This is a genomic window from Microcoleus sp. w2-18bC1 (genome assembly GCF_036700365.1).
Taxonomy (GTDB): Bacteria; Cyanobacteriota; Cyanobacteriia; order Cyanobacteriales; family Microcoleaceae; genus Microcoleus.
In genome coordinates this window covers 57,276-77,355 of the sequence record NZ_JAUBOS010000001.1, presented here as the reverse complement: position 1 = coordinate 77,355, position 20,080 = coordinate 57,276, and the positions used below count along the sequence as shown (strand labels likewise).

Below are 20,080 nucleotides of genomic sequence, written 5' to 3'. Positions count from 1 at the left end.
AAACCCGGAACTTTTAAGAGTTCCGGGTTCGTGCGAAAAGACAGCGCGACAATTTACCCAGAACTCTTGTTGGGCCAAAAATAAAAGCTGTTGTACCAGTTACTGAATAATGTCATTGCTGTTTTCGCTTGTACTCGATTGGTGGTTGGGAAAAAAACTAGAAAAAACAAAACCGCAGGTGTTAATCTGCGGTTCGCCCGGATGTTCACAGTGAATTACCAATTCACTCCGGGCGAACTTGGCTGTACCAAAAATAAAAATAGCTGTTGGCTGTGAACATAGCTAAAGTGCTGCGATTTGTGGATTAAACACCATACTATTCGACAAGCTAGCACAGGGAGACTGGGATGTCAAGTTATTTTTGGCAAAAGATTTGTAGATGCCGCGGCGGTTGGAAACCGCGGCTACAAAGACGAAACCTGCCTCCGCAGGTTGGGACATTCACATTTACCAGTCCACGTAGGTGGACTTTGTTTGTGTAGTAACGGTTTCTAACCGCCGAAAATTAATGTCGAAGATTAACTACTTATGGTTGAATGAAAATACCGATCGCATTATGAACTCTCGCAGCAGTTGACGGAGGTCGATCGAGCAAACTACCTCCCAAATACAAACCCGTCGAACTTCCCCCATCCAAATTTAAAGCATCCACAGCACCCATTTGCTGCAAAATCTGCGCCAGTTCTGCGAAATTTGGCCCCGCCCCGCCCGCGCGATTGTGCACCGCTACAATCAGCAAATTCCCCGCAGCATTTCGCCCGATCGCACTTCTAATTGCTGTCTGTCTAACAAACGCATCGCTAAACCCTTCCGCCCTAGCATCCAGCACAACTTGACTGTTTTGTACCAACACCGGCCCGCCGCCGATAATGTAAGGAAAACGGTTGAAATCAGCAGGAAAAGTGTTAGTTTCCAAACGCAATAAAGTGCCGATAGAGAGTTCAGATGCCGGGAACAAATCGGCACGCAAAACCAAAATATAACCGTTAGCTGGAATGGAAAAAGTTGTTGTTCCCACCGCACCTCCGGGGGATTGGCTGACAACTCTATCGCCCGCAACTGTCACAACTATTTCATTGCCAGACAACGGAGTATAAGTTGTGCCCCAATCAGAATTGTAGCGACCGATTCCCGGTTGTACGTAGGCACTATTGAGGTGAGAAACAGGCAAAAATTGATTTGCCGGAGTAATCAAAATTTCTTGCAAAGTTAAACGATCGATCGCAAATTCTCCCCGATCGTTCCAGGCGATCGCCCCCCGGTTCAAAATCGGCCCGGAAAGCCATTTATTGTCCCGCCGAATTGCCCCTAAAGCTAAGCGATTAATTCGATTGAAAAAACCTGCATTAATTGCCGCAGCCGCACCCGACGCTTCTGCTGTTTGCAATAAAGGTGCAGTGCCTTGATCAGCAGGCGGATTGCTGAGAATTGGTCGAATTTTTACACCAGCTTGACGGGGATTAACTTCTAACCAAACTACCGGAAAACGAGCATTACCTAAATTTTGATACTGCTGTCGCCACTGCACACCGGGCGCCCAAACAATGTTTTTTTCTAGTAACGAATCTGGCCGAATATCGATTACTAATCGATTGGGATTTCCCAGACTGAAAACTTGCGGCCGCCAACCTAAAGGAATCGTGACTTTGACTTTGGTTTGAACGCCGTCAGGTTCGACTTTTAGTGATAGCAATTGTTTGCTGGTTGAGAAAGTCTGCTGAATTATGGCGGGTGCGGCTTTGGCATCGATCGCGATCGACCATTCTTGACCGGCGATCGGCGCTGCGGGCGTTATTGGCAGCGGGAGAGCGGGTTTGGTCGGGTCGTCTGGTGTTTCGAGGTTTGGCGCTGTGCGGAGGTTTGGCAGTGGGATAGCGGGCTTTGTGGGGTCGTCCGGGGGGTTGGGTGTGGGTGTCGGCGACGGGATTGGTTTATTGACAAAGTTGATTTGCCAGGGGGCGGGTCGATCGAGATCTACTACAATGCGATCGCCCGATTCTATTTCTGCTTGCCGAATTCCGGTAACACTTGCACTTTGAGAAGTAATTTTTAGAATATTCCCATCAGCAGATATCTCCCAGCCCGCAAGTCTAGCAAAATCGGTAACATCTAAGTAACGATACGGGCCTGTTGCCCGCGCTGCTAAGCTTTGAGCGCCGGTTAAAGATACCGAAAACCACTGCACCGGTTGTTTGGCACTGTCGGCGCTGCTAAGCAAATCCACTCCCGCACTTTGCATCAATCCAACATCAGCAATCCAAGTTCGGAAATTCCCAGAAGTGCTGTTTGCCGGCTGCTGAGTCCAAGTTAGGGGGAGAATGCGGCCGTTTAGAGACACTTGGCTGCCTTGTCTAATTATCGAAGATGGCGGTACAGATTGAGCCAAAAACTTATAGTCCGACAGGGGTTTCCACCCCTGTCTCATAACTGAAGTTCTCTCAAGAGAACTATCGGTGAATATTTCAGTCGGTTTTAACCGACTTTCGCTATCAGCCAGGGAATTCATTCCCTGGCGGGCTCTCGAAGCATAATAAATCAACCCAGCCCTCTCCCCCTCTTGTGCTCTGGCGGGTTGATTCCACACTAAAGACGGGACGATCGCCAGTACGGGTAAAATCGAGACTGACAATATTAGACGCCAATAGAAAAAATTACGTTTCACAGCTTACAACTCACAATTTCACTTCTAAACGCATGGGGATTTAGAAACCCGGAAGATCCGTATGTTTCTTCTTACTAAATCCGATATTTTTAGCCGATCGCACTAATTGCCCTCAAGCCCTACTACAAAAGGCTCACCCCGGAATAGAAATCACCAGCTCCGAACCCTCCCCCAAAGAAGAATTCACCAGTAACGTACCTCCATGTTTTTCTACAACAATTTGATGGGCGATCGACAATCCTAATCCAGTTCCTTGACCCACAGCCTTGGTTGTAAATAAGTGGTTAAAGATGTTTTCCTTGACTTCGGGCGACATCCCCACTCCATTATCTTTAATGCGAATCACAACCTGATTATTGTCTTCGCTCAGAGCTGTTTGAACTGTGATTTGATTAGGTAGGGTTTTAATTTCACTAAAACTCCGCCCCTTATTGGACTCCTCCAGAGCGTCAATAGCATTAGCCAGCACATTCATAAATACCTGGTTTAACTGTCCCGGAAAGCATTTCACTAGGGGCAAGTTACCATACTCTCTCACAATTTCAATGGCAGGGCGAAACTCGCTGGCTTTTAAACGGTGCTTGAGAATTAGCACAGTGCTTTCAAGTCCATCGTGAATATTGAAAGCAACTGGTCGATCGCTATCTGCCCTGGAAAACGTTCTCAAACTCGTACTGATATTGCGGATGCGATCGACTCCTTCCTGCATCGAACCAATCAATTTGGGCAAATCTTCTCGCAAATACTCCAAGTCCATATCCTCTATTTCTGCTTCAATTTCCACTCCCGGATTGGGAAATTTTTCTTGATACAAATCAATCAAATTGAATAAATCCCCCACGTATTCTTGAGCGGGTTGCAAATTGCCTGCTATAAAGCCTACGGGATTGTTAATTTCGTGGGCTACACCTGCGACTAAATTTCCCAGAGCCGACATTTTTTCACCCTGCACCAATTGCAGTTGCATCTGTTTGAGATCCTGGATAGACTGCTCCAGTTTTTGAGCATAATCCTGAGATTGTTGATAAAGCTGTTGAGATTGCTGATACAAGCGGGCGTTCTCCAGCGAGATGGCAGCTTGGGAGCAGAGGATGTTGAGGAGGGCCACGCGATCGTGAGTGAATGCCCCTGTCGTCAGATTATTTTCCAAATACAGAATTGCCATCATTTTGCCTTGATGGATAATCGGACTACAGAGGATGCTCTTAGGTTGCTGCTGCTGTATATACGGGTCAGAAGTAAATATTAATTCAGTTTTGACATCATCGAAAACTAGGGTTTTCTTGGTGCGTTTGACGTAATTAATCACAGTCTGGGGAATAGATTCGCTCTTCTCGATCCCAATAGTTTCTTGCAGAAGACAGCCTTGGCGATCGCTACAGTGGACGGCGATTGTCCAGTTGTCCTCTTCTTTCAAAATTAATACTCCTGTTTGAGCGCCTGCATTCTGAATCGCTACTTCCATAAGGGTAGTGAGCAATTGTTCCAGCTTAATTTCGCTAGACAGAGCTTGATAAGCTTTGATAACAGTTGGTAAATCTATTACTGCGGTGCTCGTACTTCCAGCAATTGTTTGGCGATGACTAGAAATCAATGAAGTCTCATGGGAGGTAGTAGCTTCCTCGAATGAACGAGCATTTTCCTGTTTGAAGATAGGAGCGAGAAGTTCGGGATAGCGTTGCTCTAGATCGTCGATTTTTGCTTTCGCTCCCCAACGAGCATAAGCATAGTAAGCATCTATTAGATATACCTGACCAACTTTTTCTTTCCCCCATGCCAGGTAGAATTTAGCAGCCAATTCATGCGCCAGAGCCTCTTCGTTGAGATAATCGTTTTCTTTAGCAAGAAAAATGGCGCGATCGTAACTCTCCATCGCCTGCACATATTCACCCAGCACTCGGAACCGTTCGGCTTCCACTAGATAACATTTGTGCGAGAAATTCATGGGGGCGTGATGTGCCCATTTATGAAGGGTTTCCTGGTTGCTTCTCACTTTTTGCAGATGTTCTTCTTTCTCTTCCGATGAACCCCCATCCCTACACACTCCCAGCCGTGCTAGAGAGTCATAAAAGTAGAACATCGGCACATTGAGCATACCCGTCACCGCGTCTAAATACTGTTCGGCTTGCCGAGCATTTTCTAAAGCTTGCTCGGTTTCTCCAAACAGGTAACACACAAGCAGTTTATGGAAATAAAAATAGTGGAGTCCGTTGCGATCGTTTGCTTGGATGTGAAATGGGAGCATTGTTTGTTCATTGTAGGCATCTCCCACAAATTGACAGGGATTTTCCGATCGCCCCAGCAGATTTAATAAAGCCTGATGAACGATTTGAGTATAATTTAACGCTGCTTCTTGTTTAAATTGAACCAGCGCATTGCAGTAGGTCGCTACCTCCTCTTCGAGCCCTGCAATGTCCCGACCGATTAAATATGAATATTGAGAAATTTCTTTGGCTGAATATCCTAATTCTAGCTCTCCTGTTTCCAGTCCTCTGGCGTAACCCTCTTTTAAAAGAGGGATGGTTTCTTTAACATGATGTTTACCATGTATGATGTGAACGCCGACTGTATAATAGACTTTGGTTTTGAGGTAATTAGCATTAAATAAATCAACAATATTTAACGCCAATTGCCCAAATTCAAACCCAGTTTCAATGTCTTGAAGTACACCGCTTAATACCAATCCATACAAGCCGTAAGCAAAAGCAGATAAGGGAGCATTCCCATAACTAACCGACAACTGAACCATTTCGACAATAACCAGTGGCAGGAGAAGTGGAGCAGTGATGTAGGCTGGAGAAACTATAGCTGATAAAATTCGCAAGGCTGCTTGCTTTTGGAGATTTTCCATTTCTGGCAAATCTATAAAGTCTGCAATTTTTTTCCCAGCAAAAAGTGATGCGGTTTGTTCTAGTCCCTGCTGGATATCTGCCGGTGTTGGATTTTCTGGAAAGCAGATTCCCAAGAGTTTGAGAACTGCTAACCCCATTTCAACTGCTTGTTGAGGTTTGACTTGCGCCGTACAAGCAGATAGCTCGATTTCATAAACTTTCACCTTATCCAGCAGCGTTCTGGCATTGTGCAGGACTAAAGCTGCTAATTCCTCCATGTCCTGAAAATCATAGCTCAGGTATGCGGTTTCTGCCCCTAATACGTGCAGTTCGAGAACTGTTTCATAGTGAGTGTGCCAGCTATCGGGAGCTAGAATTTGCCTGCCAAAACTTAAATATTTGCGGGCTGCAGCATAAGCAGTAGAATTCTTCGCCTTGCGTCCAGCGATTAAATTCAACTCAGCCAGTTGGTAACGCTCGGTTGACTCGGTAATTAAATCAACACCATAATTCAACTGGTTGACTATATTAAAAATTTTCTCTTCCCTTTCTGTTGTGGGAGTATTAATCAACAAAAGTTGACCAATATTGAGGTGAGTGGATTGTTTCTGGGATTCGGGAATCAAAACGTAAGCTGCTTGCTGTACGCGATCGTGCAGAAATTTGTAATAACAGGATTCTGGATTCTGGAACCACGAGTCAGAAGTATCGCTTTCTTCTTCTGAATTCTGATTTGTGAATTCCAACTCCTCTGAAGTGAAAAACTTATAAACTTCAGTTAGTGGGAGAATCAACCCTGCTTGCAAAGCTGGCCACAAGTTGGCTGCCGTATCTGAAGAAGATTTTTCACACACTACCGCCAGCGTTTCTATATCAAATTCGTTGCCAATACAGGCAGCTAACTTTAAAACTTCTTGAGTCTGGGATGGCAACTTTTGCAGTTGAATCGCCATGAACTCGACAACATCATCAGTCAGGGCTAAGGTTCGCACAGTCGCGATATCGCACTGCCAATACCGCTCATCAAAATTAAAGGTAATTAGCCCATCTTCATGCAATGATTTGAGGAATTGTGTGCTGAAAAATGGATTGCCTTGGGTTTTTTGATCGACCAGTTCTGTTAAGGGCATAGCCAACGCTCTAGAACAAACTAAAGTATCGGCAATCAAACAATTCAAATTGACGCAATCCAGCGGCGTGAGGGTAATGGTGTTGACTGTAGCTCCCGTCTGTTGAATTTCGGATAATGTCAGTAATAAAGGGTGTACGGGACTGACTTCGTTATCTCGATACGCTCCAATTAATAAGAGATAGTGCCGATCGCGATCGCTCATCAGAAGTTGAATCAACTTCAATGAGGCTGAGTCGGCCCATTGCAAGTCGTCTAAGAAGATGACGAGGGGATGTTCTTGGGTGGCGAAGAGTTGAATGAAGTTCTCTAATAACCGATTGAAGCGATTTTGGGCAGCACTGCCCGAAAGTTCTGGTGCGGGTGGTTGCTCTCCGATAATCCGCTCTAGTTCGGGAATTACCTCAACAATTACCTGAGCATTCTCGCCCAATGCTGCTAGGATTTGAGTCTTCCACTGTTCAACTTTAGCATCTGTTTCGCTCAGCAATTGGTTCATTAAATCGCGAAAAGCTTGTACAAAAGCTGAGAAGGGTTGGCTGCGCCCAAATTGGTCGAATTTGCCTTTGATGAAGTAACCTCTAGCTGCGACAATCGGTTTGTGAACTTCGTTGACAACAGCGGTTTTGCCAATGCCTGAGAAGCCAGCCACCAGCATCATTTCCGCGCTTCCTGCACTCACGCGATCGAAGGCTGCTAGTAGGGAGAATACTTCGTTCTCTCTACCGTATAATTTTTCGGGAATGATGAAGCGATCGCACAAATCTCGCGTTCCCAATTTAAAGGAAGTAATTTGACCTGTATCTTCCCATTCGTACAAACAAGTTTCCAAATCAAACTTGAGTCCGATCGCACTTTGATACCTATCTTCAGCATTCTTCGCCATCAGTTTGCTAACAATTTCAGACAGCACCAATGGAACGTTATTGTTGAGGTGATGAACTGGGATAGGCTGCTTGGCAAGGTGACAGTGTACTAACTCGATCGGATCTTCGCTTTGGAAAGGCAACTGTCTCGTCAGCAGTTCGTAGAATGTGACTCCCAGAGAGTAGAAATCCGTGCGGTAGTCAATGCCTCGGTTCATTCGCCCAGTTTGTTCGGGAGATATGTAAGGTAAAGTGCCTTCGAGGAGGTTGGGATTTTGAATTTCTTGGGTTTGGCGCGGCAACAGGGAAGCGATGCTGAAGTCAATCAGCTTAACTTGTTTGCTGACAGGGTTAATTAGAATGTTGGCAGGTTTGAGGTCTTTATGGATGATGTGGTGGCGATAAAGTCCGTCAAGCGAGTTGGAAATTTGAATTGCAATGGGAAGAAACTCGTTAATGGGCAAGCCTTCCAGAGGTTCCTTGCTGGCGAATACCAGACTAGCGAGGTAACTACTTAAGGAAATTCCCCCAAAGTCTTCCATCACCAGACCATAGTGGTTATGGTAAGTCTCCAGGCTGTATGCCTTGACAGTGCCGGGGATCTCTAAGTTTTTAGTAATGACAAACTGATTGCGGAAGTGAACCAGTTCGTTGAAGCGGGGAAAGTCATTTCGCAGCAGTTTGATCACGACGGGCTGCTGATCTGAAGACCGACGGCCACGATAAACTAGAGTTCGATTGCCTGCGTATATTTGCTCGTTGATTTGATACCCTCGAAAAATATTTGTTATGCTAGCCATACCTACCTACCTACTCCTACTGCTTCTGTCAAGCCTGAAGCTTTTTAGAGTTACTATCTACTATTTTCGCTCTATCGGCCGTGCTATTGATTAACTATATTTAGTTTAATCTACTTTGTCGCTCAAATTATGAAAGCGCTTTTTTAAAGCCAGACTTAATATTTTGGTTGTTTTTGGTTGTATACTTTTTTTGAGATAGCGTTGACCTAAAATTACTTTAGCTTTTGGCTGATTTTCTGAGTCATTAACACGCATTGATACAAGTGTGCGGGGTTAATTTAAGCCAACCTCTTCCTTACGAAAAAAGCGTGAATTCTCAAGCGCTCTGCTATTTTAATCAGTGTCAAGTTATTTTAATTATTTCTCTCATATAATAGGATTACCATGATTTATATCACTGGGCTTCGGTCTACCTGTATGCAGAATTGAGCGTAATCACCATCTGCACATTTTACCAGTCTTACGATTTCCCCTAACTAACCTTTCTTTTATAAAAGATAGGCATGAAATATTCCCCATGCCAATCAAATCTGTAAAAACGCTCACGGTTGAGCTAAACAAAATTACCAAGGACAATCTTGTGAGCGTTAGTCGAGTTGAGTTTGAGATTTGAGATTTACTTCAATGAATCTGGCAGCTTGGACAGTGGTCTAAAATTTTTGCCTCTCCCCGAATCTTGTCAGCAAGCAAGTATCCATTTGGGCGCGTGTTCCAAAAGGCGGCGCAGGCTCTACCAGATGCTCCTAATGTGTTAGAAATCCTTGAAATATCCTGCATTGATGAGTGATATCCATTCCCGTTGTATCGGAATGATTAAACCGCAGAGGACGCAGAGGATACAGAGAAAGGGAAGAGAGAGATCAATAATTCCGATGCCAACGGATTTGAGATGACAAAACTTTGTGGGTAAAAAAATCTCAATTAGAGTTATGGAAAACTGTCAACCTTTTTCGGCTAGGCATCTTAGCGTGAGTTCTGGACGATCGCTGACAAGACTTGCACGCAAACTCTAAGTCTAATGGGTGAAATTTTATCAATTTTTTGATAAACTTGATGTTCGCGGCTTGAGAGTTGACTTCACAATAAGACAGGTTTCACCAGTTGTGAACCGCGCTGCTACATTGCACCTACCGACTGAGCGGGCAGGTTGCTTTTGTGTCTGCGGGCGCTGACGAAAGCAACTCAACAGCGCAGCAAGCAAAATAACGCTAAAGTTACTATCTACCTGTGTTCGCTGCAAGGCTACCCTTGCGGACTCAGGAAAAACCCACACAAAAAACTAGATCGGCTGCAATGTATCTAGTTGCAGGGCGGCGATCGCCCAAAGAATCACTGCTTTTTAACAGCAGGGTATTCTAGGAGACATCTCTGAGGCGATGCGAGCGAGATAATTTAAAATCTGCAAACAGGGTTTCAGTGCTAGGTACAGGCCGCATAGACGTAAATTTTTAATCAAATCAGCTTCCAATGTGCTGTCTTAAAGTTTACTAGGCTCCCACCGCTCGGCAGCCTTCTCTCTCCGAGCTATAAAAACGCATCAACACACAATCACGGAAATAACATTCAATCAACATGGGTAACACGATCGATCCAAACAGAAACGTGCATCAAACAGAGCGAGGAACTCCATTCGCCGGCCAAAGCTGGTTAGTGGAAGAAAGAGATGCCTGCGGTGTGGGGTTTATTGCCAACCAAAGCGGCGAAGCTACGCACTCGATTATTGAAAAAGCGCTTCCAGCTTTAACTTGTCTGGAACATCGCGGCGGTTGCAGCGCTGACTCGGATTCCGGCGACGGTGCGGGTTTGATGACCGCGATTCCTTGGGAATTGCTGGATGCTTGGTTTGCCGAACAGGGAATTGTGCCTCCGGCGCGGGAAAACTGCGGCGTGGGAATGCTGTTTCTGTCTCAAGATAAATTTCAAGCGACTATAGCGCGGCAGGTGGTTGAGCAAGTTCTGACCGATCGCGGGCTGAAACTTTTGGGATGGCGCAAAGTTCCCATTGTACCATCGGTTTTGGGCGAGCAAGCGCTAGAAAATCAACCTCAAATCGAACAAGTAATTGTCAGTTCACCGCACTTAGCCGGAGACGAACTCGACAAACATCTATTTTTGGCGCGCCGCACGATCGGACACGCGCTGTCAAATCGCCCCAACTTCACCCGCCAAGACTTTTATACTTGCTCTTTTTCCTGCCGCACGATCGTCTATAAAGGCATGGTGCGATCGGCTGTACTAGCAGAATTTTACCCAGACCTGAAAAATCCCGCTTATAAAAGCTCTTTTGCCGTCTATCACCGGCGCTTCAGCACCAACACCATGCCCCGCTGGCACTTAGCCCAGCCGATGCGCTTGCTGGGACACAACGGCGAAATTAACACGCTGTTGGGCAATATTACCTGGATGAAGGCGCGGCAAGCCAATTTAGCTCACCCGAATTGGACTCAAGCTGATATCGACACGTTCAACCCAATTGTCAATCCCGAAAGCAGCGATTCGGCAAACTTAGACAACGTGATGGAGTTGTTGGTGCACTCCGGCCGCACCCCCCTAGAATCCCTGACAATTCTGGTACCTGAAGCCTACAAAAATCAGCCGGATTTGGCTCCCTATCCAGAAATTGTCGATTTTTACGAATATTACAGCGGCATTCAAGAACCTTGGGACGGCCCGGCACTGCTGGTGTTCAGCGACGGGAAACAAGTAGGTGCTACGCTTGATCGCAACGGTTTGCGGCCGGCCCGCTACTGCATTACTAAAGACGGTTTGGTAATTGTGGCCTCCGAAGCCGGAGTTGTCGATATTCCCGAAGCAGATATTGTCGAAAAAGGCCGTTTGGGACCCGGACAAATGATTGCCGTTGACCTCCAAACTCAAGAAATTCTCAAAAATTGGCAACTCAAGCAGCGAATTGCTAAGCGGCATCCCTACGGCGAATGGCTGGAAAAACACCGCGAAACCTTGGAACCGCAGCCTTTTGCCGAAACAGCAACCCTAGACTCGCAAACGCTGTTGGCAACCCAAACTGCTTTCGGCTACACAGCCGAAGATTTGGACATGGTAATCGTCGAGATGGCGAGTTCTGGGAAAGAACCGACTTTCTGCATGGGCGACGACGCTCCCTTAGCTGTATTGTCAGAAAAGCCTCAGTTGCTGTACAACTATTTCAAACAGCGGTTCGCTCAAGTCACAAATCCGCCGATCGACCCCCTGCGCGAGGGGATGGTGATGTCGCTGACGATGAATGTGGGCCTGCGGGGCAATTTACTGCAAGCAGTGCCGGAAAATGCCAAGCGGCTGAAAATTGATTCTCCCGTACTCAACGACGCTGAACTGTCTTTCTTGAAAGATCAAAAGTCTTTCCCAGCTACGGAATTGTCAACTCTTTACAAAATTTCTGCTGGACCTTCTGGTTTGAAAACAGCAGTCGAGCAACTTTGTCAAAAGGCGGCTGCTTCGGTGCGCGAGGGTTCGAGAATTCTGATTTTGAGCGATCGACTATCGAAGGAAGAAGGAAGAAGGAAGAAGGAAGAAGGAAGAGGGGAGAAGGAAGAGGGAGATTTATCTAGTGTTGGATTGAGTGCTGAATGTACTTATATTCCGCCATTCCTGGCAGTTGGTGCGGTTCACCACCACTTAATTAGCGTCGGCCTGCGGATGCAAACTTCGCTGGTTGTGGATACCGCGCAATGTTGGAGCACTCACCACTTCGCTTGTTTGATTGGTTACGGGGCGGTGGCTGTTTGCCCTTACTTGGCATTGGAAAGCGTGCGCGCCTGGTGGTCTGACAGCAAGACTCAAAACTTGATGCAGCACGGCAAAGTTCCCAATATTACCGTGGAACAGGCTCAAGCTAGATACCGCACAGCGGTGGAAAACGGCTTGCTGAAGATTATGTCGAAAATGGGGATTTCACTGCTGGCTAGCTATCAGGGGGCGCAAATCTTTGAGGCGATCGGCATTGGCGGTGATTTGCTCGATTTGGGTTTCAAAGGCACTGTTTCTCGGATCGGCGGTTTGAGTGTGGCGGAACTGGCTAACGAGGTAATGTCTTTCCACAGTCAGGCTTTCCCAGAATTGCACCTCAAAAAGCTGGAAAATTACGGCTTTGTGCAGTACCGCCGGGGCGGTGAATATCACATGAACAGCCCGGAAATGGCGAAGGCTTTGCACAAGGCTGTGACTACTTTTAACGAAGGAAGAAGGAAGAAGGAAGAAGGAAGTTCGGCAACGGATTCTGTAACGGATGTAACGGATGTAACGGATGTTAGGAAGAAGGAAGAAGGAAGCAACGGTAACGGCAATGGGGCCGAACCAAAAATGACACCAATTGGTGACAAAAATGGTGAAAGTGCCTACGACCATTACGAGGTTTACAAGAAACAGCTCGAAAATCGCCCGGTAACGGCTTTGCGGGATTTGCTGGATTTTGTGAGCGATCGCCCTTCCATTGCCATTGAAGACGTAGAATCTGTAGCAGATATTGTCAAGCGGTTCGCCACCGGCGGTATGTCCCTGGGCGCCTTGTCCCCAGAAGCCCACGAAACTCTCGCGATTGCCATGAACCGCATCGGCGGCAAATCGAACTCCGGCGAAGGTGGCGAAGATCCGGTGCGCTACAAAGTGCTAAACGATGTGAGCGCGGCGGGTTTCTCACAAACGCTACCTCACTTGAAAGGTTTGCAGAACGGCGATACAGCTTCTTCATCCATCAAACAGGTAGCTTCCGGGCGTTTCGGGGTGACTCCTGAGTACCTGATGAACGCCCAACAAATCGAAATTAAAATCGCACAAGGTGCAAAACCGGGTGAAGGCGGTCAATTGCCGGGGCCGAAAGTGAGCGAGTACATTGCTTATTTGCGCCGATCGAAACCGGGTGTCACGCTGATTTCGCCTCCTCCTCACCACGACATTTATTCGATCGAGGATTTGGCGCAGTTGATTTTTGACTTGCACCAAATCAATCCGAAAGCAGGAGTTTCGGTGAAGTTGGTGTCGGAAGTCGGCATCGGGACTGTAGCCGCCGGTGTCGCTAAGGCAAATGCTGATGTGATTCAAATTTCCGGCCACGATGGCGGCACCGGTGCTTCGCCACTGAGTTCGATTAAGCACGCAGGTTCTCCGTGGGAACTCGGATTGACTGAAGTTCACCGGGTGCTGATGGAAAATAAATTGCGCGATCGAGTTTTACTGCGCGTTGACGGTGGCTTTAAAAGTGGCTGGGACGTGATTGTAGGCGCTTTGATGGGCGGCGAAGAGTACGGTTTTGGCACGGTGGCAATGATTGCAGAAGGCTGTATTATGGCTCGCGTTTGCCACATGAATAGTTGTCCGGTGGGCGTGACAACTCAACAAGAACACTTGCGGAAACGGTTCCCCGGAACGCCGGAACACGTTGTTAATTTCTTCTATTTCGTAGCACAAGAAGTGCGGAGTTTGCTGGCGAAATTGGGTTATAAGTCGATCGCAGATATCATCGGCCGCGCGGATTTGCTGAAAATGCGCGAGGGGGTGCAACTAACTAAAACTCAAGCGATTAATTTGGATTGTTTGACCAAGTTACCTGATACTAAGAGCGATCGATCTTTCTTGATCCACGGCGATGTACACACTAACGGGCCTGTGTTAGATGACGATTTGCTGGCGGATGCTGAGATTCAAAGTGCGATCGCCAATCACGGCACTGTTAGCAAGAGTGTAAAATTGGTGAATACCGATCGCACTGTAGGCGCACGTTTAGCAGGTGCGATCGCACAGCAACACGGTAACACTGGTTTTAGCGGTCAAATCACCCTCAACTTCACTGGTAGCGCGGGCCAAAGCTTCGGCGCGTTCAATTTGCCGGGGATGACGCTGGTACTGTCAGGCCAAGCCAATGACTACGTTGGTAAAGGGATGCACGGGGGCGAAATCGCGATCGCACCGCCGGCTGGTGCGACTTATAATGCTTCCGAAAATGCGATCGTCGGTAACACTTGTTTGTACGGTGCGACGGGGGGAACTCTGTTAGCTGCGGGTAAAGCTGGCGAACGGTTTGCGGTGCGTAACTCGATGGCGAAAGCAGTCATTGAAGGTGCGGGCGATCACTGCTGCGAGTACATGACTGGCGGCGTGATTGTCGTGTTAGGAAAAGTCGGCCGCAACGTCGGCGCTGGAATGACTGGTGGCTTGGCTTATTTCCTCGATGAAGATGGGACTTTTCCGGCTCACGTCAACGGGGAGATTGTGAAAATGCAGCGCGTTTGTACGGCGGCTGGGGAGGCGCAATTGAAGGAGTTGATTGAGGCTCAGTGCGATCGAACCGGCAGCAAGAAAGCTGAGAATATTTTAGCAAATTGGTCGGAATATTTGCCTAAGTTCTGGCAAGTTGTGCCGCCAAGCGAAGCGAATTCGCCGGAGGCTTCGGAACAAAAGATTGCTGTGGAAGCGTAATTTTCCAGTTGATTAAATAGAAGAGGGGCGACGCGAGTTGCCCCTTTTTTTCATCTACCGGACTTACACGGATAGTTCACAAAACCTCAAAAAACCCTCTTGCTCCTCCTTAGCAACGGGGGTAAAAAAAGCCAAGCAAGAACGAAAAACCCTCTTGCTCCCCCCCTTAGCAACGGGGGTAAAAAAAGCCAAGCAACGAAAAAACTCTCTTGCTCCCCCCCTTGCTAAGGGGGGGCTGGGGGGGGTAAGAAAAGCCAAGCAAGCAATGAAAAACCCTCTTGCTCCCCCCCTTAGCAAGGGGGGGCTGGGGGGGGTAAAAAAAGCCAAGCAAGCAACGAAAAGACCCCAATAAAAAAATGACAAAACTTTACAACAAAACCTCAGAAAAACTCAAGCGACAGCGGCTTCGCAGAGAAATGACAAAAGCTGAAAAACGTCTCTGGGACAAAATCAAAAACAGACAGCTTGAGAATTGTAAATTTCGCAGACAGTACAGCGTAGCAGAATTTGTGATTGATTTCTACTCACCGGAAATCAAGTTAGCACTAGAAGTTGACGGTGATAGTCATTTTCAAGAAGGTGCTGTAGAATATGATGCGGAAAGGCAATAATTTATTGAATCAGCAAGAATTAATTTTTTGAGGTTTACAAATGATAATGTTTATCATAATTTGGATGGGGTTCTAGATGTGATTGTAGATGGGATTAAATCGCTGAGAACATTAGGTGTTTTAACCCCCCCCAGCCCCCCCTTACTAAGGGGGGGAGAAAGATGGGATAACAGGGGATTAAATCGCTGAGAGCATTAGGTGTTTTACCCCCTTGCTAAGGGGGAGAGCAAGAGGGTTTTTTCGTTGTTGCTTGGCTTTTTAACCCCCCCCAGCCCCCCCTTGCTAAGGGGGGGAGCAAGATGGGATAACAGGGGATTAAATCGCTGAGAGCATTAGGTGTTTTACCCCCCTTGCTAAGGGGGGAGCAAGATGACAGGAGATTAAAAATTACCTCAAAGGTCAAGAATTAACCTTTAAATCCCGCACAAATTGCATAATTGGTCGGCGGCAAAAATTGTTATCCCAACATTCCAGACGAAGACAAACACGGCTCTAATATTAGATCAAATCTGTCGGGTGATCGGCATTCGCGGAGGTGCTGTTTTCCACATCAAATCTATTTCTTCCGGTGTCAATCCGTAAGCTTGATTAACTAAGTCGGATAAACGGTGTTCGAGTCTCAACGCCTCAGCTTTGCGAGATTGAATGGCCGGTGCATATTCATTATAAGTTTCGCGGACTGCTTTTAGTCCAGCAACGCCGAGAGGATCGGAGGATTTAGTTTTCGGCATCCGCTTTCTGATTTCTGCTACAAACTCTGCCAAAGAAAGGGCAGAAAAATCTTCGAGTTTTTGTCCGACTTTATCAATTAAATAAGTGATTTCCAGCCATTGCAAGACATCTCGGTGAGTTTCTTGATTAGTTTTGGCGATTTCAATTAAACGGCTGACAATTGGTTCTACTTCGGCACGAATTAAGTCAGTTGGTGGTGCGATGGGTAAAGCTTCTACCTGTTCTCTAAACATTCGCAGTGTGTCATTGATTCCTTTTTGCAAAGTGTGGTGACAAATCCACCAAGTTATTGGCGAACACAGCCACCCAAGCATATAAAAATTTCCTGTTGGCCATAGATAGCAAGTATTCACTGGGTATATCTCTTGAGAGACGAAGCAAAACCAAGAATAAGTAGCCAAATCTTGAGTGATAATTTTTGGTTCTTGAAAAACGTTATAGTAGGCACACGATCGCAGTTCCCACCAGTAACGCCCTTGGTCGGAACGCTTAGACAGTTTTTCTTGCATCGGCTTCATATACTTATATACCGATGGAAATGTTTGTGAAAATACTTCCTCTGCTTTATCGTTTGCGGTACTCCACGGCCATACACTATCGCTGCTAGACTTCAGCAGAATAATCCAAAGATTTTCCCACTCTGGACTCCAGCGTTTAAGGTTCTGACCTCGCAATAATGGCTTGATGATTTCAGCGGATTTAGGGTCTGCTTGCACTAGACTGTTTTTAGTAGCTTCATCAATTAAAAAAGCTTCATTCAATCCTGTTAAAATACCTCGATAAGGCTTAACCCCTGCAAAATCTTTAAGCGGAACACCCACTCGTTGAATTTTTTGCATCAAATCATCAACAGCAGGAGGTTCCAAACTCCAAGCATTCGCAGTAAAACGATCTCGCGAAATTTGATAGCCGTGTTGTTGAACGTATTGTGTAAGGTTGATATTAGCAAGTTCCTCGCGCGGAACCGGACAAACAATCACAGACGAATTAGGTTCAAATTTACCTTGCTCACTCTCGCTTTCAGTTTCAGAGATACATAGAGAAGCGTTAGGTTTTCTAACTGCGACAATACAGGGAAAAGTATCAGCATCCTCAAAAATTGGCGCGTGTCCGAAATCAATAATTTGCTCTAGTAAACCTTGACTGGCAAAGAACTTGCGTAGAGGTTCGCCGTATCCCGACCGCAGCCATTTATTTGTGACAATATACGAAAGCACTCCCCCCGGTTTGAGAATCTTTAATCCGAGTTCATAAAAGTAAGTATAAAGGTCTGCTACGCCGTTATATGATTCATAATTTGCTTGCAAGTATGGTTTAATTGGAGATAGCAACTCCTGCCGCACGTAAGGCGGATTGCCAATCACAACATCAAAACCGCCATCAGCAAAAATCTGGGAAAATTCAGCTTGCCAATCAAACGCTGTATCTGCTACATTACTGTCAGCGACGATCGAGTTTCCCGCTTTAATATTATCATCCAAATACGTCAGGGTTTTACCAGGTTCGGCCGTCTTCAACCACAGAGAAAGTTTAGTGATTTCCGCCGATTCCGGCAGCAAATCTACGCCGTACAGGTTGTTACTTAAAATGCTTCGGTCAAATTCCAGCGAGTTGCCGTCTTTTGGCTGACATCCCAAAGCATTCAATTCGCGATCGACTCTTTCGTACTGCTGCATCAAATAATCAAAAGCCGCAATCAAAAAAGCTCCCGAACCGCACGCCGGATCGATAACGCGCGTTTTTTGCAGCACCTCGTCTCGATATGTTTTCCAAAACTTAATTGCAGTTTTCTTTGCTGGCTGCACCGACACTTCAGCAACTTCGCCCATTAGGAAGAAATCGCGCAATTCTTGCTCTCGCCGCTGCAAATAGCCACCGAGAGAAACCTCGACAATATACTGAGTAATAAAAGCTGGCGTGTAAAACACACCTTGAGTTTTCCGCTTGCCTTTTTTCTGATTGTATTCCTGTCCGGTAGTTTCAGCATTTAATTCTTCCAAATCTGTAACAGACTGCTCGAAAATATGCCCCAAAATATCAACAGAAACTTCGGTATCAAAATCAAATCTGGTCAGCTTATTAAGCAGACTGCATAAGGGATTTGGCACAGTCAATTGTGCGTCTAAAACCGGATCGAATTTAAATAAACCGCCGTTGTATCCCGGTACAGGAGGGTCATCATTTCCCACATCTACCCAGCGAAATACAGATTGATAATTTTCCCAAATTAATCTAGGATTGTATTGGTCTGTGTGGTCGTGAGCGTTGCTGAGGGTGTTTCGCGGCAGCAACCCTTTATCTTCACAAAAAGCAATGAATAAAACGCGGTCTAAAGTTTTTTGAGCTTTTTCGATGAGTACGCGATCGCGGTTGGGGATATCCTGCGGCCCAGAAAAGCGAAAATGCTTGACGAGAGCGAGTCGAATTGCTTTGTACTCTTGATATAATTTATTGGTGATTTCCTCTTGAGCTTCGTCAGAGTCTTTTAACAGTCTGTCTATAACAGAACCTGTTTGATCTTGGTTTTTAGGCAAAAAATTGCGGCGACACAGCAGAAAGTAAAACCGCTTAAAAGCTTCCATATCCGCCAAGTCAGCCAGAAAAAATTGTTCGTAATAAGCAGGAGTTTTATTGGTATGATAAAGTCGCAACTCTCGATAATTCGAGACAATAATCCAGCGACAATCGGGTGTATAATTAGCGTAGCGCCAACCTTGGTCAACTGCTGATTCCGATCGCCCGGATGCGGGACGGTCTAAATCATTTTTCGCTCCCTTGAGTTCGATCGGAGCAATCACTTTACCTTGCAGGGAAACGGCTGTGCCTTTAGGATTGCCAGCAGCAGTAAAAAAGCCGATCGCCCCGTCAGCAGAACCGCCGCCATCAGATATCGTTTGTTCCGCGTTAATTTCCCAAGCTTTCCCCCCACCTTGAATTACCGAGCAATATCCCAAAATATCCTGAAAAATATCATTAATAAAACTGCCGTGCAGCGAAACTTCTTTAACTTCGTCTAACGTACCCGTTTTAAGTGCAGCAATCCACCTTCCCAATTTTTGGCGGCGCTGTTCCATATCTTGCGGAAAGCTAAAAGCACGCAAAGCAGTGTTGAGTGTTTTGCTGTGAAAAAGGGCGCGAGTAGAGCGATTTGTCATAAAGTTGAAAAGGCGATCGATTTAATTTTACAGCAAAAAAGCGGTTGTGAAATCCTAACTAGCGCCAGTCGTTTCAAATCTAATCCCTTCATAAATTTCGCCCAATTGAATTTGAAACGGCAGCGAAGACAAAGCCAGCACTGCATCTGCCGATTCGTATTCACTTAAAAGCCACTTATTTTCCGAAGTCTTGACAAACTGCTCGACATAAAATTTATACTGATCGATTAAAATATATTCTCGAAACTCAGGAATCGAGCGATAATAATCAAACTTATCCCCTTGATCGTAATTTTTCGTACTTTTTGACAAAACTTCAACAATCATCAAAGGATTAATTATTGTATCTGTGCGATCGTCTAAAAGCACTGGTTCGCCTTGAACCACCATCACATCTGGATAAGTATAGAGATGATAGCGCGGTATCGACAACCGTAAGTCACCGATAAAAGCCTTATAGTTTTGCCCCCGGAGCGCAAATTTTAAATGAGCATAAAAATTGCCCGCAATATCATTATGATTTGGAGTACCACCAGTCATAGGAACTATCTCGCCATCAATATATTCACTTTTAGACTCGGCCACTTCCTCTAGTGCCAAATATTCCTCTGGCGAGTAGAGTTTTTGAGTTTGGGTTAACATAGTTTATATCCTCAACAGCCGTTCATTTTATTTTAATTAAAAGTACACCTATTTTACCAAATTTGAATCGGGTCAGGGTGCGATCGCACTGCTATCAAATCAGTTATAGTCCAAGGTCGATCCTCTTCGTTGGCGTAGCCCCCGTAGGGGCGGGCTTCGCTAACGCACCCTACCCCCTCAAAAAAGCGTGAGCGTTCGCTCAAGAGTCAAAAGCGCCACA

At 46.1% G+C, this 20,080-nt stretch carries 8 protein-coding genes; 2 read left to right on the top strand and 6 right to left on the bottom strand.

Annotated features, from left to right (window positions below; genetic code table 11):
- Nucleotides 1–282: 282 nt before the first annotated feature.
- The 3 genes from QT979_RS00290 to QT979_RS00280 form a co-directional block, all read right to left on the bottom strand.
- A complete protein-coding gene (locus tag QT979_RS00290) occupies nucleotides 283–441 on the bottom strand; it encodes a hypothetical protein (protein ID WP_333307419.1) in 159 nt (52 codons plus the stop codon).
- A gap of 85 nt (nucleotides 442–526) precedes the next feature.
- Nucleotides 527–2,662 carry a phosphodiester glycosidase family protein gene (locus QT979_RS00285; protein ID WP_333307416.1) on the bottom strand — a complete coding sequence of 712 codons (2,136 nt, stop codon included), beginning with the start codon at nucleotides 2,660–2,662 and terminating at the stop codon, nucleotides 527–529.
- A 133-nt stretch (nucleotides 2,663–2,795) separates the two neighbouring features.
- On the bottom strand, nucleotides 2,796–8,288 hold the full coding sequence (locus QT979_RS00280) for an AAA family ATPase (RefSeq protein WP_333307413.1): 5,493 nt from the start codon (nucleotides 8,286–8,288) through the stop codon (nucleotides 2,796–2,798).
- Between the two features lie 1,572 nt (nucleotides 8,289–9,860).
- Between QT979_RS00280 and QT979_RS00275 the strand changes: the two genes are divergently transcribed.
- Nucleotides 9,861–14,720 (top strand): glutamate synthase-related protein, encoded by a 4,860-nt coding sequence (locus QT979_RS00275; RefSeq protein WP_333307410.1) that lies wholly within the window; start codon nucleotides 9,861–9,863, stop codon nucleotides 14,718–14,720.
- Nucleotides 14,721–15,076: 356 nt separating this feature from the next.
- A complete protein-coding gene (locus QT979_RS00270; RefSeq protein ID WP_333307407.1) occupies nucleotides 15,077–15,331 on the top strand; it encodes a DUF559 domain-containing protein in 255 nt (84 codons plus the stop codon).
- A 503-nt stretch (nucleotides 15,332–15,834) separates the two neighbouring features.
- Here the strand turns inward: QT979_RS00270 and QT979_RS00265 are convergent.
- The 3 genes from QT979_RS00265 to QT979_RS00255 are packed head-to-tail and all read right to left on the bottom strand — an operon-like array spanning nucleotide 15,835 to nucleotide 20,063.
- Nucleotides 15,835–19,218 (bottom strand): Eco57I restriction-modification methylase domain-containing protein, encoded by a 3,384-nt coding sequence (locus QT979_RS00265; protein WP_333307404.1) that lies wholly within the window; start codon nucleotides 19,216–19,218, stop codon nucleotides 15,835–15,837.
- 54 nt (nucleotides 19,219–19,272) lie between these two features.
- The gene (locus QT979_RS00260; RefSeq protein WP_333212024.1) at nucleotides 19,273–19,860 is read right to left on the bottom strand and encodes a Uma2 family endonuclease; all 588 of its coding nucleotides are present in this window, start codon (nucleotides 19,858–19,860) and stop codon (nucleotides 19,273–19,275) included.
- A 53-nt stretch (nucleotides 19,861–19,913) separates the two neighbouring features.
- Nucleotides 19,914–20,063, bottom strand: coding sequence for a hypothetical protein (locus tag QT979_RS00255; RefSeq protein WP_333212026.1), 150 nt, complete (start codon nucleotides 20,061–20,063; stop codon nucleotides 19,914–19,916).
- Nucleotides 20,064–20,080: the final 17 nt, after the last annotated feature.

What these genes read in the sequence shown, in the direction of transcription:
- QT979_RS00270 (WP_333307407.1), top strand. Translation starts at nt 15,077, where the DNA reads ATGACAAAACTTTACAACAAAACCTCAGAAAAACTCAAGCGACAGCGG.
- QT979_RS00280 (WP_333307413.1), bottom strand. Translation starts at nt 8,288, where the DNA reads ATGGCTAGCATAACAAATATTTTTCGAGGGTATCAAATCAACGAGCAA.
- QT979_RS00260 (WP_333212024.1), bottom strand. Translation starts at nt 19,860, where the DNA reads ATGTTAACCCAAACTCAAAAACTCTACTCGCCAGAGGAATATTTGGCA.
- QT979_RS00290 (WP_333307419.1), bottom strand. Translation starts at nt 441, where the DNA reads ATGTCCCAACCTGCGGAGGCAGGTTTCGTCTTTGTAGCCGCGGTTTCC.
- QT979_RS00275 (WP_333307410.1), top strand. Translation starts at nt 9,861, where the DNA reads ATGGGTAACACGATCGATCCAAACAGAAACGTGCATCAAACAGAGCGA.
- QT979_RS00265 (WP_333307404.1), bottom strand. Translation starts at nt 19,218, where the DNA reads ATGACAAATCGCTCTACTCGCGCCCTTTTTCACAGCAAAACACTCAAC.